This window comes from Reyranella sp. (assembly GCF_017305915.1).
Classification (GTDB): Bacteria; Pseudomonadota; Alphaproteobacteria; order Reyranellales; family Reyranellaceae; genus Reyranella.
Map to the genome: position 1 here is coordinate 61,021 of NZ_JAFKJN010000022.1, position 15,629 is coordinate 76,649.

The window sequence follows — 15,629 nt, forward strand, 5'->3', positions numbered from 1 at the left end:
CATGGCCAAGATCCTGCAAATGCCGGCCGCGACCACCGCGCCCCAGGATGTGCTCAAGGAGGACGCCGCCACCTTCGAGGTGCTGCGCCAGATGCGCGAGGACATCCTGTGCTGCGTGCTGAAGCCCGACCAGCGCCTGCGCTTCGGCGAATTGCGCCAGCGCTACGACACCTCGGTCGGCACCCTGCGCGAGGCTTTATCGCACCTGGTGTCGGAGGGCCTGGCGCGCACCGAGGCGGGAAGGGGCTTCTCGGTGGCGCCGGTGTCGCTCGCCGACTTCCTCGATCTCTCCGAGCTGCGCGTCTATCTCGAGACCCGCACTCTGGCCGACGCCATCCGCCACGGCACCGACGCCTGGGAGGCGGAGATCGTCAGCTCCTACTTCCTGCTCAACAAGCTCGGCGCCCCCAAGCCGGACGATCCGGTCAGCCTCAAGCGCGAATGGGGCAAGCGGCACAAGCGTTTCCACGATTCGCTGGTCGCCACCTGCACCTCGCCGTGGTCGCTGCATTTCCGCAGCGAGCTGTTCGACCAGGCGCGGCGCTACCACTGGCTGACCATGATCCATGCCCGCTCGCGGCGCCGCAACGAGCACCTCGACTTGCGTGACGCCGTGCTGGCGCGCGACGTCGACACAGCCTGCGGCCTGATCGAGAAGCACATCCGCACGACCGTCGAGCAGGCGGCGTCTGAGGTTCCGGGCCTCACGCTCGACATGCAACGCGCCACCAAGCGGCGCAAGGGAGTGGGGGGATGAAGCGCAGGCATTTCCTCGCGGCGACGGCCGCGCTGGCACCGTCGCTGGCGCGCGGCCAGGCGCTGCCGGCCGGGCCGATCCGGCTGATCCACGGCTACGACGCCGGCTCCAACCCCGACACCATCGCCCGCCACCTCGCGCCGGTGCTGACCGAGATCACCGGCGTGCAGATCGTGATCGAACCCAAGCCCGGCGCGGCCGAGCGGCTGGCGGCGACGCAGGTAGCGCGGCTCAAGCCCGACGGCAGCACGCTCTATCTCATGACCGGCGGCCAGGCGGTGGTCTCGGCGACCGACAAGACGTTGAGCTACGACGTGCTGAAGGACTTCGACTTCATCGCCATCGTCACGCGCTTCCCGTTCGTCTTCACGGTGGCGCCCGAGTCGCGCTTCAAGACGCTGGAGGCCTATCTCGACGCCGCGCGGGTCGAGCCGGGCAAGATCACCTACGGCACGTCGGGCGTCGGCTCGACCCTGCACATGGCGATGGAGCTGCTGCTGTCGAGGCTCGACATCGAGATGACCCACGTGCCGTACAAGGGCGGCATCGGTGCGCCGTACAACGACCTGGTCGGCGGCCGGCTCGACATGCAGGTCATCACCTTCTCCAATGCCCAGCCGCTGCTCAAGACGGCCAAGCTCCGGGCGCTGGCGGTGACCTCGAAGGAGCGCCATCCCGGCTTCCCCGACGTGCCGACGGTCGCCGAGAAGCTGGTGCCGGACTACGACGTCGTCTCGTGGCTGGGCTTCGCCGCGCCGGCTGGCCTCTCACCGGCGGTGCGCGATCGCTGGAACGAGGCGTTCCGGCAGGCGATGACCCGTCCGGCCGTCAAGGACAAGCTCGAGGAGCTGGGCAACGACACCCGCGTCAGCACACCCGCTGAATTCCGCGCGCGCGTAGAGGCGGACATGGGCCGCTGGCGGCCGCTCGCGCATGTCATCAACCAATCGTAAAGTGAGCGTCATGAGCAAATACGGAATCGGCCAGCCTGTCCTGCGCTTCGAGGATCCCAAGCTGCTGCGCGGCCAGGGACGCTACATCAACGACGTCAACCTGCCGGGCCAGGCCTACGCGGTGTTCGTGCGCTCGCCGCACGCGCACGCCAAGATCAAGTCGATCGATGTCGAGGCGGCCAAGGCCGCGCCCGGCGTGCTGGCCGCCTATACCGGCCACGACGTGAGGGCCGACGGGCTCGGCATGCCCAAGGCCAACATGCCGCGCAAGCGGCCCGACGGTAAGCCGATGTACGCCCCGCAACGGCCGCCGCTGGTCACCGACCGGGTGCGCTATGTCGGCGACCCGGTGGTGATGGTGATCGCCGAGACGCTGGCGCAGGCGAAGGACGCCGCCGAGCTGGTCGAGATCGACTACGAGCCGCTGCGCTCGGTGACGCTCACCGAGGACACCGTGAAGCCCGGCGCGCCGGCGGTGTGGGACGATTGCCCCGACAACATCTCCAACCATGTGCCGCGCGGCAAGAAGGACGAGACCGAGGAAGCGATCAAGGGCGCCGCCCGGGTGATCAAGCGGCGCTACGTCATCACCCGCGTGCACGCCCAGTACATGGAGCCGCGCGGCACGCTCGGCTACTACGACCAGGGCGAGGACCGGCTGATCCTCTACGCCGACGTCCAGTATCCCCATCGCGTGCGCAACATGCTGGCGCAGAACGTCTTCAAGGTGCCCGAGAGCAAGATGCGGGTGATCGCCCAGGACGTGGGCGGCGGCTTCGGCACCAAGGGCTGGCAGTATATCGAGCACCGGCTGACCCTGTGGGCGGCGCGCAAGCTGCTGCGGCCGGTCAAGTGGACCTGCGAGCGCTCCGAGGCGGTGATGGCCGACGAGCACGGCCGCGACAATGTCGGCGAGATCGAGCTGGCGCTCGACAAGGACAACAAGTTCGTCGCGCTCAAGCTCGAGATGCTGGCCAACATCGGCGCCTATGTCGGTTCGGACCGCAACCTGCTGTCGCCGTTCGGCATGATCGGCACGGTGCTGGGCGTCTACAGGATCCCCAAGGCCTACATCAACGTGGTCGGCGTGCTCAGCAACACCAACCCGACGGCGCCCTATCGCGGCGCCGGGCGGCCGGAGGCGATCTACCTGATCGAGCGGCTGATCGACGACGCGGCGCGCGAGCTGGGCGTCGACCGGGTCGAGCTCCGGCGCAAGAACATGCTGCCGGTCTCGGCGCTGCCCTACCAGAGCCCGGTCGGGCCATACTACGACTGCGGCGAGTTCGAGAAGAACATGGACATGGCGCTGCAGCTCGCCGACGTGGCGGGCTTCGAGGCGCGCAAGGCCGAGTCGAAGAAGCGCGGCCGGCTGCGCGGCCTCGGCATCGTCAATGCGATCGAGCAGGCGGCGGGCCCGGCGCAGCCCGAATACGCCGAGATCCGCTTCAATCCGAGCGGCACCGCGGCGCTGCTGATGGGCACCAAGAACCAGGGCCAGGGCCACGAGACGATGTTCAAGCAGATCCTGCACGAGAAGCTCGGCATCGACCCGAACGAGGTGCAGTACATCGACGGCGACACCGATCGCGTCGCCTTCGGCATGGGCACCAACGGCTCGCGCTCGACGGTGCTGGGCGGCTCGGCGGTGTTCGTCGCGGCCGACAAGGTGATCGAGAAGGGCAAGCTGATCGCCGGCCACCTGCTCGAGGCGGACAAGCAGGACATCGAGTTCGCCGAGGGCAACTTCAAGGTCAAGGGCACCGACAAGTCGGTGCCTCTCAAGGAGGTCGCCAAGGCGGCGTTCAACCCGACCAAGTGGCCGAAGGGCTTCGAGGGCGGCCTCTACGAGAACGCGACCTTCAAGGCCGAGCGCGACACCTATCCCAACGGCTGCCACATCTGCGAGCTCGAGGTCGACCCCGACACCGGCGACGTCACGATGGACCGTTACTTCGTGGTCGACGATGTCGGCACGGTGATGAACCCGATCGGGCTCAAGGGCCAGATCCATGGCGGCGTGGCGCAGGGCATCGGCCAGATCCTGAGCGAGCAGGTGGTATGGGACCGCGAATCGGGCCAGCTCCTGACCGCGAGCTTCCTCGACTACGCCATGCCGCGGGCGCAGATGGTCCCGAACATGGAAGTCAAGAGCAACCCGGTGCCGACCAAGTTCAATCCGCTGGGCGCCAAGGGCGCGGGCGAGGCGGGCACGGTCGGCGCCATGCCGGTGGTGATGAACGCCATCATGGATGCGCTGGCGCCGCTCGGCGTGACCGACGTCGCGATGCCGGCGACGCCGTTGAACGTCTGGAGAGCGATCGAAGCCGCTCAGCGAAGCTGAGCGGCTTCGCCGGGCAGAAAGAATCAAAATGCAGCAACAACGTGCCCAAGCGGCACCGCGCGGGCTCTCGCGCTTGATTACAAGCGCTGCCGCCCGCCGCGCGCTAGTCCGTAGCCGCTTTGCGGCTACGGACTAGCGCGCCCGATGAACTTCTCGGGCGGGCGCTCGCCCCATTGCGACTGGAAGCCTTCCTCGGCGCTGACCAGGTTGCCGCCGTTGGCGGCGTTGAGGCGGTCGGTGTCGGCCCAGCGCTCGTGCACGCGGCCCCACGGGTCTTCCCAGTAATCGTAGACCTGGCTGCCGAGCAGGTGGCGGCCGATGCCCCACATATGCTCGTACTTGCCGAGCTTCTTGATGTGCTCGTGGTCCTGGAACACCGCATCGATGTCCTGCGCCTCGTAGGAGACGTGATTCAACCCGGTCTTCTCGTTGTGCACGCAGAACAGCACGTGGTGGTCGACATAGTCGGCGCCGCGATCGAGCCGGCTGAAGGCGCCGATCACGTTATCCCTGTCGCCGGCATAGACGTCGTCGGAACGGATCATGCCCAGCGTCTCGCGGAACCACGCCACCGTCTCCTTGACCCTGGGCGTCGACAGCACGCCGTGGCCGATGCGCTGAAGAGTGGTCGGCGACTTGGCGAGGCGCATCACCCGGCCGGCGCGACGATGCGGATCGCTGCCGGTGTTGACCAGGTCGCGCTCGACCTTGATCGGCGTCACCGCCTGCATGCCGGCGATCACCTCGATCTGGTAGCCGTTGGGCTCGGTCAGGCGCACCCGCTTGCCGCCGCCCGGCTCGTTCAGGGTCTCGATCCCCGAGGCGCCCGGCAGCCTGGCGATCCGCTTGAGGTCGTCCTCGTCGGCGGCGTGGTAGGCGAAGCCGATGAACTTGGTCCCGGCCTTGTGCGTGACATGCAGGTGATGGTGGCTGTCGGCGCCCCGCATGTAGAGCGCATCGGGTGTGCGTTCGGCGCGCACCAGGCCGAAATGCGTGAGAAACTCCTCCATCTGGTCGAGGTCCGGCGCTTCCATGCGCGGATAGGCGAAATCGGCGACCTTGATCGCGGGCATCATTTCCTCCGAAACTTGTCCGGTCACGCTAACGTCCCGAAGGGAGAGAAACAATGTCCAAGCCACCGGCAAACTCGTCGGCTGCGCGCGAGGCGCTACGGGCCTTTGCGCCCAAGCTGGTCGATCTTACAGACAATGTGCTGTTCGGCGACGTCTGGGAGCGCAAGGGGCTCTCCAAGCGCGACCGCAGCCTGATCACCTGCGCCGCCCTGGTCGCGCTCAACCGCACCGAGCAGCAGGTCGGCCATTTCCAGCGCGCCCTCAACAACGGCGTGACCAAGGACGAGCTGCTCGAGGTGATCACGCATCTGGCATTCTACGGCGGCTGGCCGGTCGCCATGTCGGCGGCCCAGACCGCCAAGAAGGTGTTCGAAGGAGGAGACAACAAGTGAAGCTCTGCTATTTCAACGACTATCGCCTCGGCGTGGTCAAAGGCGACCAGGTGGTCGACATCACCGATGCGGTGAAGGACATCCCGCACCTCCATGCTGCCGACCTGATCATCGGGCTGATCAAGCGGTGGGACAGCTACAGGGCCAAGGTCGCGAAGGCGGCCGAGGGCAAGGGCGTGGCGCTGTCGGGCGTGCGCCTGCGCGCACCGGTGCCGCGGCCGGGCAACATCGACTGCATGGCGGTCAACTACATGGAGGACGGCACGCTCAAGGAGAAGCCGATGATCAACGCCTTCCACAAGGCGTCGAACGCGATCATCGGCGACGGCGACACCATGATGCTGCCCGACGTGCCGGCGGGCGTGTTCGAGGGCGAGGCGGAGCTCGCGCTGGTGATCGGCAAGCGCGCCACGCGCGTGCCGGCAGCCGACGCGATGACTTACATCTTCGGCTATACCGGCTTCATCGACGGCTCGGCGCGCGGCCTGCCGCCGCCGGGCAACGTCTTCTTCCAGATGAAGTCGCGCGACAGCTTCGCGCCGACCGGGCCGTGGATCGTCACCGCCGACGAGATCGCCGATCCGCAGAACCTCGGCATCACCCTGACCAACAACGGCGCGGTGATGCAGAAGTTCAACACCAACGACATGGCGCACCAGATCCCGCGCTGCATCGAATGGCTGAGCTCGATCCATACCCTGGAGCCCGGCGACATCGTCGCCACCGGCACCAACCATCGCGGCCTCAACCCGTTCATGGACGGCGACAAGATCGAGCTCACGATCGAGAAGGTCGGCACGCTGCACTTCAACGTGAAGGACGAGCACAAGCGGACCTGGGCGCGCATCACCCGGCTGCAGCACAAGGACAGCGGCAAGGATGGCCCGCACACGCCGCAGACCGCCGGCAAGTACGCGGCGAAGTGACGGCCGCCAGGCTGTCCCTTCAGGGACGAGCGCTCAACTTGGCCTGGATGCTCTGCATCCAGGCCTCGCGGATCATGAAGCGCGGCCGGCTGCGGCACATCGCTTCGGTGCGCTTCACGATCTCGTCGTTCGGCAGGTCTATATCGAACGGCTCGCCGCAGGGCTGCGGCGTGTAGAACGGCGAATCGACGTAGAGCTCGACCGGATTGCCCTCGGGATCCTTGAAGTAGATCGACCAGGCATTGCCGTGATCGGTGACGCGCTGCTCGGTGATGCCTTCCTTCAGCAGGGCGGCGCGATAGCCGCGCAGCGTGTCGAGCGACTCGAGCCGGAAGGAGACCTGGTTCACCGGGTTGTAAGGCAGCTCGTCCGGCCGGCCGTCGAACAGCACGAACTGGTGATGGCACTCGAGAGCCATGGCGGTCAGTCTACGCCCAAAAGAAAAAGGCGTCGCGGACTCCGCGACGCCCTCTCCCCAGGAGCAGCCTGGCTGCAGGCCGCATCACTGCATCTCGGTTAGTTGGTCAGGGCCGGCTTGGCTGCCTGCGCCTCGATCTGGATCGCCCGGGCCTTCTTCTCCTCCGGGATCGCGCGCTCCAGCTCGATGGTGAGCAGGCCGTTGGTAAGCGTCGCGCCCACGACCTTCACATGGTCGGCGAGCTGGAAGCGGCGCTCGAAGTTGCGGCCGGCGATGCCGCGATAGAGGTACTGCTTGCCCTCATCCGCGTTCGGCGCGCTCTGGGCGGTGACCAGGAGCTCGTTCTCCTTCTGGGTCACGTTCAGCTCGGCATCGGCGAAGCCCGCAACCGCCATGACGATCCGGTAGGCGTTGTCGGCGGTCTTCTCGATGTTGTACGGGGGGTAGCCGTTGGCGGTCTGGCCAGCCACGTTGTCGAGCAGGTCGAACACACGGTCGAAGCCGACGCTGGCGCGATAGAACGGCGAATAATCGAATCCACGCATCTTAGTCATCCTCCTAGAAGCGATGTCTGATGTCGCCGCCCCGGGATGGGCGCGGCCGACAGGAGATGATTTAGGACGGTCTCCCGACCCTTCAAGGGGTGGGGAAAAGGGGCCGAAAAGCGAAAAATTTCCCGCCGGCGGGCTGGCGCAAAAGGATTTGCCGAATTGGCGAAAACCTTCGGCAAACCCGCTTATGGCGGATGTGCGATGAGTGGCCAAATCGATTGAGACCCGGTCCGGAGACCCTCATGTCCCAAGCCACCCTCTGGCTTTATGCCGTCGCCCAAGGTCTGGGCGTGCTGGCGCTCAACGTCGCCCTGCGCGTGCTGGTGTCGTGAAGCATCTGCCGCTGTTCTTCGATCTTGCCGGACGGCGGGTAGTCGTGGTCGGCAGGGGTGCTGCTGCTGAGCGGCGCGCGGACTTGGCGCGCTCGGCCGGCGCTGCCGTCTACCAGCTTGAGTCTGTCTCCACCGCCGATCTCAAGGGTACGGCAGCCGTCTTCGTCGCCACGGGCGATCTCGAGTCGGATACCGAAGCGCAGCGCGCCGCCAAGGTGGCCAGCGTGCCGGTCAACGTGGCCGACCGGCCGCAGCTCAGTGATTTCATCCTGCCGGCGATCGTCGATCGTGACGAGGTCGTGGTCGCGATCTCGACCGGCGGCGCTTCGCCGACCCTGGCGACGCTGCTGCGTGGCCGCATCGAAGCGATGCTGCCCGGCCGCTTTGGCGCGGTGGCACGTCTTGCGCAGACATTTCGCGCCCAGGCCAATGCGCTGCTCGAGCCCCGCCAGCGCCGCGCCTTCTGGCGCCGGCTGATCGAGGGCCCGGCCGGCCGGCTGGCGCTGCGCGGCGACGAGGCCGGCGCGCGCCGCATTGCCCTGACCGAGCTCGACGCTGCGCGCCGGGCGCACAAGCCGCTCGGCATCGCCCATATCGTTGGGGCGGGGCCGGGTGATCCCGACCTGCTGACTCTCAAGGCCGCGCAGCTCCTGCAGCAGGCCGACGCCATCCTGCACGATGCGCTGGTGCCCGAGGCGATCCTGGGCCGCGCCCGCCGCGAGGCCGAGCTCGTCTGCGTCGGCAAGCGTAAGGGCCGGCCGAGCTGGGCGCAGGCCGACATCGAGGCCGAGCTGATTTCCCGCGTGCGCGCCGGTCAGACCGTGGTGCGCCTGAAGGCCGGCGATCCCTTCGTGTTCGGCCGCGGCGCCGAGGAAGTCGATGCGCTGCAGGCCGCCGGCTTGCCGGTGACGGTGGTGCCGGGCATCACCGCGGCGCTGGGCTGCGCGGCCTCGGCCGGCATTTCCCTGACCGACCGGCGCGTCGCCTCCGCGGTGACCTTGCTGTCCGGCCATGCCGCGCACGATGCCGCCGGCGGCCATACCCGCGTGATCTACATGGCGGCGAGCGAGGCCGCTTCCGTCCGCGACCGTCTGCTGGCCGACGGCGTCGATCCGGCAACGCCGGTCGCCATCATCGAGAACGGCACGCGGCCCGACGAGCGGATCTCGACCGGCCGCCTGGCCGATCTTGCCCGCCTCGCGGTCCGCCATGTCGGCGGCCCCAGCCTCATCATCGTCGGTGACGTCGCAGCGCGCGCCGCCGTCCAGCCCGAATCCCTCGTACAGGTGTCCTGATGGCCAAGAATCTCAGCGGCGAGCTGCATGTCGCTTCCGCCAACCGTCTGCGCGACGGCATGGTGGTGTTCCTCGACGAGGCCGGCGAATGGACCACGCGCCTCGACCGCGCGGCGGTGGCCCGCGACGAGCGCAGCGCCGAGATCCTGCTGGCGCGCGCCCAGGCCGAGGCCTTCGGCGTCGTCGATTCCTTCCTGGTGGCGGTGGCGGAAAGCAACGACGGCACGCTCGAGCCGCTGTCGCTGCGCGAGAAGATCCGCGCCTCGGGCCTCACCTTCGACGCCATCGCGGCCGAGGCCGTGCGTTATGCCTGACACTCATTTTTACCGCTACGACGACTACGACCGCGCGCTGGTCAGCGAGCGGGTCGCACAGTTCCGCGACCAGGTGCGCCGGCGGCTGGCGGGCGAGCTGACCGAGGAGCAGTTCAAGCCGCTCAGGCTCACCAACGGCCTCTACCTGCAGCTCCACGCCTACATGCTGCGCATCGCCATCCCGTACGGCACGCTGTCGACGCGGCAGCTGCGCCAGCTCGCGGCGATCGCCCGCAAGTACGATCGCGGCTACGGCCATTTCACGACCCGCCAGAACCTGCAGCTCAACTGGATCAAGCTCGAGGGCGCGCCGGACGCCTTGGCCATGCTGGCCGAGGTCGACATGCATGCGATCCAGACCAGCGGCAACCTGATCCGCAACGTCACGGCCGATCATTTCGCCGGCGCCGCGATCGACGAGATCGAGGACCCACGCATCTGGTGCGAGATCGTGCGCCAGTGGTCGACGCTGCATCCCGAGTTCAGCTTCCTGCCGCGCAAGTTCAAGATCGCCATCACCGGCTCGCCCAACGACCGCGCCGCCGTGCGCGTGCACGACGTCGGCCTCCGGCTGTGGCGCAACGAGGCGGGCGAGACGGGCTTCGAGGTCATCGTGGGCGGTGGCCTCGGCCGCACGCCGATGATCGGCAAGACGATCCGCGAGTTCCTGCCGAAGGATGACCTGCTCGCCTATCTCGAGGCCACGCTCCGCGTCTACAACCGCTACGGCCGGCGCGACAACCTTTACAAGTCGCGCATCAAGATCCTGGTGCACGAGATCGGGCCTGAGAAGATGCGCGAGGACGTCGAGGCCGAGTACGCCGCGATGAAGGACAGCGCGCTCAAGCTCACGCCAGAGACCATCGAGGCGATCGCTCGGCAGTTCGCGCCGCCGGCCCTGCGGTCCAAGCGCACCAAGGTGCCGGAGGTCGAGGCGCTGAAGCTCGAGAACCGCGCCTTCGCGCTGTGGCTCAAGTCCAACGTCGCGCCACACCGCGTGCCGGGCCATGCGATCGTGACGGCGTCGCTGAAGCCCGCCGGCGCGCCGCCGGGCGATGCGAGCTCAGCGCAGATGGAGGGCGTGGCCGACATCGCCGACGCCTGGAGCCAGGGCGAGGTGCGGGTCAGCCACGAGCAGAACCTGGTCTTACCGCATGTCGCGATCGAGGCGCTGCCCGAGGTCTACCGCGCGCTCGAGCGGCTGGGCTTCGCCGAGGCCAATGTCGGCAAGATCACCGACATCATCGCCTGTCCGGGGCTCGACTATTGCGCGCTGGCCAACGCGCGCTCGATCCCGGTGGCGCAGCGCATCTCGACGCACTTCGCCGAGCTGTCGCGCCAGCACGATATCGGCGACCTCAAGATCAAGATCTCGGGCTGCATCAATGCCTGCGGCCATCACCATGTCGGCCACATCGGCATCCTCGGCGTCGACAAGAACGGCGTCGAGCTCTACCAGATCAGCCTGGGCGGCGACGTCGACTTCGGCAAGACGGCGCTCGGCACGATCCTCGGCCCCGCGGTCGAGGCCGACAAGGTGGTCGAGGCGGTCGATGCCTTGGTCGCGACCTATCTCGAGGCTCGCCAGGCGGACGAGCGCTTCGTCGACACCTATCGCCGTATCGGGGCGCAGCCCTTCAAGGAGCGGGTCTATGGCGCTGTTTAGGCTCAACCCGCAGGCGGTGCAGGAACCGGCGCTGACGCTCGCCAACACTGACGACGTGCTGGCGCTGGGCGATAGGCTCGACGGCGTGAAGCTGATCGTGCTGCACTTCCCCAAGTTCACCGACGGCCGCGCCTACAGCCAGGCGCGCCTGTTGCGCGAGCGGCTGGGCTATGCCGGCGAGCTGCGGGCGACCGGCGCGGTGTTCCTCGACCAGCTGCCGTTCCTGCTGCGCTGCGGCTTCGACTCCTTCGAGAGCGAGCAGAAGGGCTTCGCCGAGGCGCTGGCCAGGGCGCGCACGCTGTTCAGCGTCGTCTACCAGCCGACCGGCGACGGCCGCGTCACCGCGGGCCAGCTGCGTCTCAGGCAGCGCAGCGCCGTCGCCGCCTAGACTCGGGGCTCGGGCTGCTCCTCGAGCCAGCGCTGGGCCATGTCGACGTCGAGGAAGACGCGCACCAGCCGGTCCGACTTGCCGAGATTGACGAAGCGGCTCGCCAGCTCGAAGTACGCGAACGCCGGCACGATCGCCAGCGCGCCGCGCCGCTCGAAGCTGGCATAGGCGCTGACCCGCGCCGCCAGCCGCATCACCTCCTCGTCGGTGTACTTGCCGTAGGCGGTGCGGCCGTCGAATAGCTTGCGATAGGGCAGGGCGTCCGCGACCACCACGGCATCGGTGAACGTCTCGATGTCCTCGAGCGTGATCTGGCCCTCGGCGCGCGCGACGACGAGCCGCCGCGCATGGTCGATCTTGAACTGAATCGGCATCGCTCAATCCAGCTTGAGCCAGGCGCGTGCTTCCTCGACCGACGTGAACAGCCGCATCGGCCGGTCCGCGTTGCCGAGATTCATGTATCGCTGCAGGATCGCGCTCGCGGCCGCCGTCGTCGCGACCGCGGCGACGGGCCCGCGCGGATCGAACGCCGCATAGGCGGAGATCCGCGCGCCGAGCACCATGACGTCGTCGTCGCTCAGATGCGGCACGGCTTCGCGCGCATCGAACAGCTTCGGATAGCCCATCGCGTCCTGCACGACGAGGGCGTCGAAGTAGTCCAGCAATTCCTCGAGAACGACGGCCCCATGGGCCCTGACAGTGACGACTTTCCTCTCGTGATTGATCACGTACTCGACAGACAACTCCCCAGCTCCCACACCACACAACCCCCGGGAGCAAGCTAGCTCAACTTCACGAGCGTGCAACCTGTGCAGCGACGCATACCCACTGTGCATTACGTCGCGCCCAGATGTCGGTGTAGCGGCCGCTGCCGGGCCGGCCGTCGAGATACGCGTAGCTGGTGCGCGCGTGGATGATCGCGAAGTCGCCCATGACCCGCACGGTCACGTCGTGACAGGCAAGGTTACGAATCTTCGCTGGGGGCGCGATCTGCTTGAGGAATCCCGCCTTGTCCACGAGCGAGCCGTCGGGATTGGTGTTGAGAAAGTCCTCTGAAAGGATTTGCTCGAAACGCTTGACGTCCGATCCTTGCACCGACGCGATGTAGTCGTGATTGAGCCCCTCGAGAGTCTCGCGATCACTCATGTCTCACTCCTTCGTGAGCAAGCAGCCACTGCTTGCGCTCGAGCCCGCCGCCGTAGCCGGTGAGGCTGCCGTCCGAGCCGATCACGCGATGGCAGGGCACGACGATGCTGATCGGGTTCTGGCCGTTGGCCAGGCCGGCGGCGCGCACGGCCTTCGGCTTGCCGATGCGGCGCGCCAGCTCGGCATAGCTGATAGTGCTGCCGTCCTTGATCCGGCGCAGCGCCTTCCAGACGCTTTCCTGGAACGGCGTGCCGGCGGTGGCGACGGCCAGGTCCTTGAGCACACCGATCTCGCCCTTGAAGTAGCGCCGCATCGCGCTGGTCAGCCCGCCCGGATCGCGCCTCGGCGTGAGCGTGTAGCGGCCCTTGCCGTAGTAGCGGTCGAGCAGATGCTTCATGCGCGCCTCGTGGTCGGTCCAGTCGACGGTGCGCAGCTTGCCGTCGCCGTCGGCGATGACGATCAGCTCGCCGATCGGCGTCGCCATGCGGTCGATGAAGAAATCGTTAGCCATGGTTCGCCATCCTGAGATGCTGTGCGGCATAGGCGTGCCAGGGCCGCCAGGCCGGCGGCACGTTGGCGTCGATCGAGGCCACGGTCTCGCGGTCCCATTCGCCGGGCGCCCGCAGGCCGGGCCGCTTGGCGATCAGCGGCGCCAGCTTGGGATCCTGGGCGAGGTGGCTGCCGATGGTGGCGATGTCGGCGCCGAGATCGAACACCCGCTTGGCCCGCGCCACGATGGCGGGGAGCGCGCGCACCTCGGGGAAGCGGATGGTCACGGCGACGGCATTGCGTTCCGCGAGATGGGCGACCGCGACGCTGCCCCTCTTGCCGTCGAGCTCGATCTTGCGATGCCAGACTCCGGCTTCGATCCATTCCAGCCGCTTGTTGGCGCGCGTGCCGAGCGCGTCGAGCATGCCCGGCCAGTCGTAGGGCGGTCGGTAGGAGAGCCGCAGCGTGACGCCGTCGCGCGCCGAGGTGTCGGGTCCCCCTTTTTTCCGTTGGGCCCGGCGCAGCGCGCTGGGCGGCCGGCCGAACATCGTGAGGAAGATCTCGTTGAAGCGGCGCACGCTGCCGAAGCCCGCTGACAGCGCCACCTCGGTCATGGGGAGCTGGGTGTCGTGGATCAGGTGCTTGGCGAACAGCACGCGCCGGGTCTGCGCCACCGCGATCGGCGAGGCGCCGAGATGCTGCTGGAACAGCCGCCGCAACTGGCGGCCGCCGACGCCCAGCCGCTCGGCCAGCGCCTCGACGCCGGCCTCGCTCTCGTCGAGCGCGCCCTCGGCGATCAGCTTCATCGCCCGCGACACGGTGTTGGACGAGCCGCGCCAGAAGGCGAGCTCGGGCGCCGTCTCCGGCCGGCAGCGCAGGCAGGGGCGGAAGCCCGCCTCCTGCGCCGCCGCGGCCGAGGCGAAGTAGCGGCAGTTCTCGAACTTCGGGGTCCGCGCCGGGCAGATCGGCCGGCAGTAGATGCGGGTCGAGGTGACGCCCACGAAGATGCGGCCGTCGAACCGCGCGTCGTGGGTCTGGAAGACCCGGTAGCAGGCTTCGCGATCCAGTATTTCCATGCCGTGGATCATCACGCCGCCGGCCGGGTCGCGCTGGCGGTTTTCGGACATCAATGGATCTCGAGCGATAGCGGCGAAATCGTGTCGCCGGGCCGCTGGGCGTAATCGATCCTGGGCGTGTCGCGGATCATCCGCGCCTGCGCCTCGGCGACCTTTTCCATCGCCGCCTTGGGGTCGAGATGCACCGGCTCGCCGTCCTTCAGCACCACCTCGCCATCGACCAGAACCGTGCGCACCGCCCTGTCGGCGGCGTGGAACACGAAGGAGCGCAGCGGATCGCGAACCGGCTGCATCAACGGATGATTGAGATCGACCAGCACGATGTCGGCCGCCATGCCCGGCGCCAGCGCGCCGATGTCGTCGCGGCCGAGCGCCGCCGCGCCGCAGAATGTCGCCGCCTCGAAGGCGCCGGCGGTGTCGAGGCTGCGGATGTCCTCGCTCATCAGCCGGCCGGCGACGATCGCGAGCCGCATCTCCTCGATCAGGTTGTGCGGCGCGCAGTCCGTCCCGAGCCCGACAGTGACGCCGCGCGTGCGATAGCGGCCGATATGATCCATGGCGAGGCCATAGCGCGCAAAGGGCTGCGGACAATGCGCCACCGAGGCGCCGGCCTCGGCGATCAGGTCGAGGTCCTTGGCGGTGTGCCAGCCGATCTGCGGATGGTCGTCGAGCAGGATGCAATGCGCCAGCACGGTGTCGTTCTTGAGCAACCCGTTCTCGGCCGCCCATTGCACCGGCGTGAGATTGTGCCGTCGGATCATCTCGCGCACCTCGACCACCGACTGGCCGATATGGGTCGAGAAGCGGCGGCCCGACTCGTCGGCGTGCTTGCGGCCCGCGGCGAACAGCTCGGGCGTCACCGTGTCGATCTGCGCCGGGAAGACCATGGCGTCGAGCCGCCGCGAATTGTGCGCCTCGGCGTCGGCCATCACCCGCCTGGCCTTCTCGAACTCGGCGAGCCCGCGCGCCTCGTCCCATTTCCAGGTCACGGTCTGCGGCGCGCTCATGCCCCAGCGCGCCGAGGCGAAGGTCGGCGCTGCATAGAAGCGCATGCCCGATAGAGCCATGGTCTCGAGCCAGCCGTCGAACGGAACGGTGACGTCGGTCGCCGTCGTCGTGGCGGCGCGCAGCATCTCGGAGTAGGCGAGGGTGGCCGCGCCCTGGCGCCCGTCGTCCGGCAGACGGAAGGCCTGCAGCCGCTCCATCAGCCCGGTCATCTGCTGCTCGGGGACTCCGTGATCCTCGCGCACGCCGCGATAGCCGGGTTCGGTAGACGGATGCGAATGGATGTTGATCAGGCCGGGCAGCGCCAGCAGGCCGGTGCCGTCGATGACATCTTCGCCGGGGCCGGTGGCGCGCGCGCCGGCGGGCGTGATCTCGGTGATCTTGCCGTCCTTCAGGTGAAGGTCGACAGTGCGGCGATAGACATGGCGCCGATTGTTGCCGTCGCGCACGACGGCCCAGGAAAGATTGCGGATCGAGTTGGGCATGGCTGTTGCATAGTTGCCG

The 15,629-nt window shown here is 67.9% G+C and carries 18 protein-coding genes; 9 read left to right on the forward strand and 9 right to left on the reverse strand.

Annotation, left to right across the window (positions count from 1 at the left end):
- Position 1: 1 nt before the first annotated feature.
- From J0J01_RS21835 to J0J01_RS21845, 3 genes are read left to right on the forward strand one after another with little or no spacing between them, the layout of a single operon-like run.
- Positions 2-757 (forward strand): FCD domain-containing protein, encoded by a 756-nt coding sequence (locus J0J01_RS21835; protein ID WP_296384524.1) that lies wholly within the window; start codon positions 2-4, stop codon positions 755-757.
- Positions 754-1,710, forward strand: a complete 957-nt coding sequence (locus J0J01_RS21840) for a tripartite tricarboxylate transporter substrate binding protein (RefSeq protein ID WP_296384525.1) — start codon at positions 754-756, stop codon at positions 1,708-1,710. Before J0J01_RS21835 ends, J0J01_RS21840 begins: the two co-directional genes overlap by 4 nt.
- Positions 1,711-1,720: 10 nt before the next feature.
- Complete coding sequence (locus J0J01_RS21845) at positions 1,721-4,054, forward strand: xanthine dehydrogenase family protein molybdopterin-binding subunit (RefSeq protein ID WP_296384526.1); 2,334 nt, start codon at positions 1,721-1,723, stop codon at positions 4,052-4,054.
- A 125-nt stretch (positions 4,055-4,179) separates the two neighbouring features.
- Here the strand turns inward: J0J01_RS21845 and J0J01_RS21850 are convergent, their stop codons facing one another.
- Positions 4,180-5,127, reverse strand: a complete 948-nt coding sequence (locus tag J0J01_RS21850; protein ID WP_296384528.1) for a VOC family protein — start codon at positions 5,125-5,127, stop codon at positions 4,180-4,182.
- Between the two features lie 53 nt (positions 5,128-5,180).
- On the opposite strand from J0J01_RS21850, the gene J0J01_RS21855 reads away from it, so the two are divergent.
- Together J0J01_RS21855 and J0J01_RS21860 are read left to right on the forward strand one after the other, a co-directional pair.
- On the forward strand, positions 5,181-5,519 hold the full coding sequence (locus J0J01_RS21855; protein WP_296384530.1) for a carboxymuconolactone decarboxylase family protein: 339 nt from the start codon (positions 5,181-5,183) through the stop codon (positions 5,517-5,519).
- Complete coding sequence (locus J0J01_RS21860) at positions 5,516-6,445, forward strand: fumarylacetoacetate hydrolase family protein (RefSeq protein WP_296384532.1); 930 nt, start codon at positions 5,516-5,518, stop codon at positions 6,443-6,445. Before J0J01_RS21855 ends, J0J01_RS21860 begins: the two co-directional genes overlap by 4 nt.
- 19 nt (positions 6,446-6,464) lie before the next feature.
- Here the strand turns inward: J0J01_RS21860 and J0J01_RS21865 are convergent, their stop codons facing one another.
- Both J0J01_RS21865 and J0J01_RS21870 read right to left on the reverse strand, forming a co-directional pair.
- Positions 6,465-6,863: a VOC family protein gene (locus J0J01_RS21865; protein ID WP_296384535.1), complete on the reverse strand. Its 399-nt coding sequence runs from the start codon at positions 6,861-6,863 to the stop codon at positions 6,465-6,467.
- 98 nt (positions 6,864-6,961) lie between these two features.
- Entirely contained in the window at positions 6,962-7,408 is a 447-nt protein-coding gene (locus J0J01_RS21870; protein WP_296384537.1) for an Hsp20 family protein, read from the reverse strand.
- Between the two features lie 334 nt (positions 7,409-7,742).
- On the opposite strand from J0J01_RS21870, the gene cysG reads away from it, so the two are divergent.
- The 4 genes from cysG to J0J01_RS21890 are packed head-to-tail and all read left to right on the forward strand — an operon-like array spanning position 7,743 to position 11,409.
- Entirely contained in the window at positions 7,743-9,041 is a 1,299-nt protein-coding gene (cysG, locus tag J0J01_RS21875) for a siroheme synthase CysG (protein ID WP_296384539.1), read from the forward strand.
- A complete protein-coding gene (locus tag J0J01_RS21880) occupies positions 9,041-9,355 on the forward strand; it encodes a DUF2849 domain-containing protein (protein ID WP_296384541.1) in 315 nt (104 codons plus the stop codon). The genes cysG and J0J01_RS21880 overlap by 1 nt, the downstream gene beginning before the upstream one ends.
- Positions 9,348-11,021 carry a nitrite/sulfite reductase gene (locus J0J01_RS21885; RefSeq protein ID WP_296384543.1) on the forward strand — a complete coding sequence of 558 codons (1,674 nt, stop codon included), beginning with the start codon at positions 9,348-9,350 and terminating at the stop codon, positions 11,019-11,021. Before J0J01_RS21880 ends, J0J01_RS21885 begins: the two co-directional genes overlap by 8 nt.
- Positions 11,008-11,409 carry a DUF934 domain-containing protein gene (locus J0J01_RS21890; RefSeq protein ID WP_296384545.1) on the forward strand — a complete coding sequence of 134 codons (402 nt, stop codon included), beginning with the start codon at positions 11,008-11,010 and terminating at the stop codon, positions 11,407-11,409. Before J0J01_RS21885 ends, J0J01_RS21890 begins: the two co-directional genes overlap by 14 nt.
- On the opposite strand, the gene J0J01_RS21895 is transcribed toward J0J01_RS21890, so the two are convergent.
- From J0J01_RS21895 to J0J01_RS21920, 6 genes are all read right to left on the reverse strand, one after another.
- Entirely contained in the window at positions 11,406-11,783 is a 378-nt protein-coding gene (locus J0J01_RS21895) for a hypothetical protein (RefSeq protein WP_296384546.1), read from the reverse strand. The genes J0J01_RS21890 and J0J01_RS21895 overlap by 4 nt on opposite strands.
- A gap of 3 nt (positions 11,784-11,786) precedes the next feature.
- Positions 11,787-12,137 carry a hypothetical protein gene (locus J0J01_RS21900; protein WP_296384547.1) on the reverse strand — a complete coding sequence of 117 codons (351 nt, stop codon included), beginning with the start codon at positions 12,135-12,137 and terminating at the stop codon, positions 11,787-11,789.
- A 64-nt stretch (positions 12,138-12,201) separates the two neighbouring features.
- A complete protein-coding gene (locus J0J01_RS21905) occupies positions 12,202-12,555 on the reverse strand; it encodes a nuclear transport factor 2 family protein (protein WP_296384549.1) in 354 nt (117 codons plus the stop codon).
- The gene (gene ogt, locus J0J01_RS21910) at positions 12,548-13,066 is read right to left on the reverse strand and encodes a methylated-DNA--[protein]-cysteine S-methyltransferase (RefSeq protein WP_296384550.1); all 519 of its coding nucleotides are present in this window, start codon (positions 13,064-13,066) and stop codon (positions 12,548-12,550) included. Before ogt ends, J0J01_RS21905 begins: the two co-directional genes overlap by 8 nt.
- Positions 13,059-14,171: an AlkA N-terminal domain-containing protein gene (locus J0J01_RS21915; protein ID WP_296384552.1), complete on the reverse strand. Its 1,113-nt coding sequence runs from the start codon at positions 14,169-14,171 to the stop codon at positions 13,059-13,061. Before J0J01_RS21915 ends, ogt begins: the two co-directional genes overlap by 8 nt.
- Entirely contained in the window at positions 14,171-15,610 is a 1,440-nt protein-coding gene (locus J0J01_RS21920; protein WP_296384554.1) for an amidohydrolase family protein, read from the reverse strand. The genes J0J01_RS21915 and J0J01_RS21920 overlap by 1 nt, the downstream gene beginning before the upstream one ends.
- Positions 15,611-15,629: the final 19 nt, after the last annotated feature.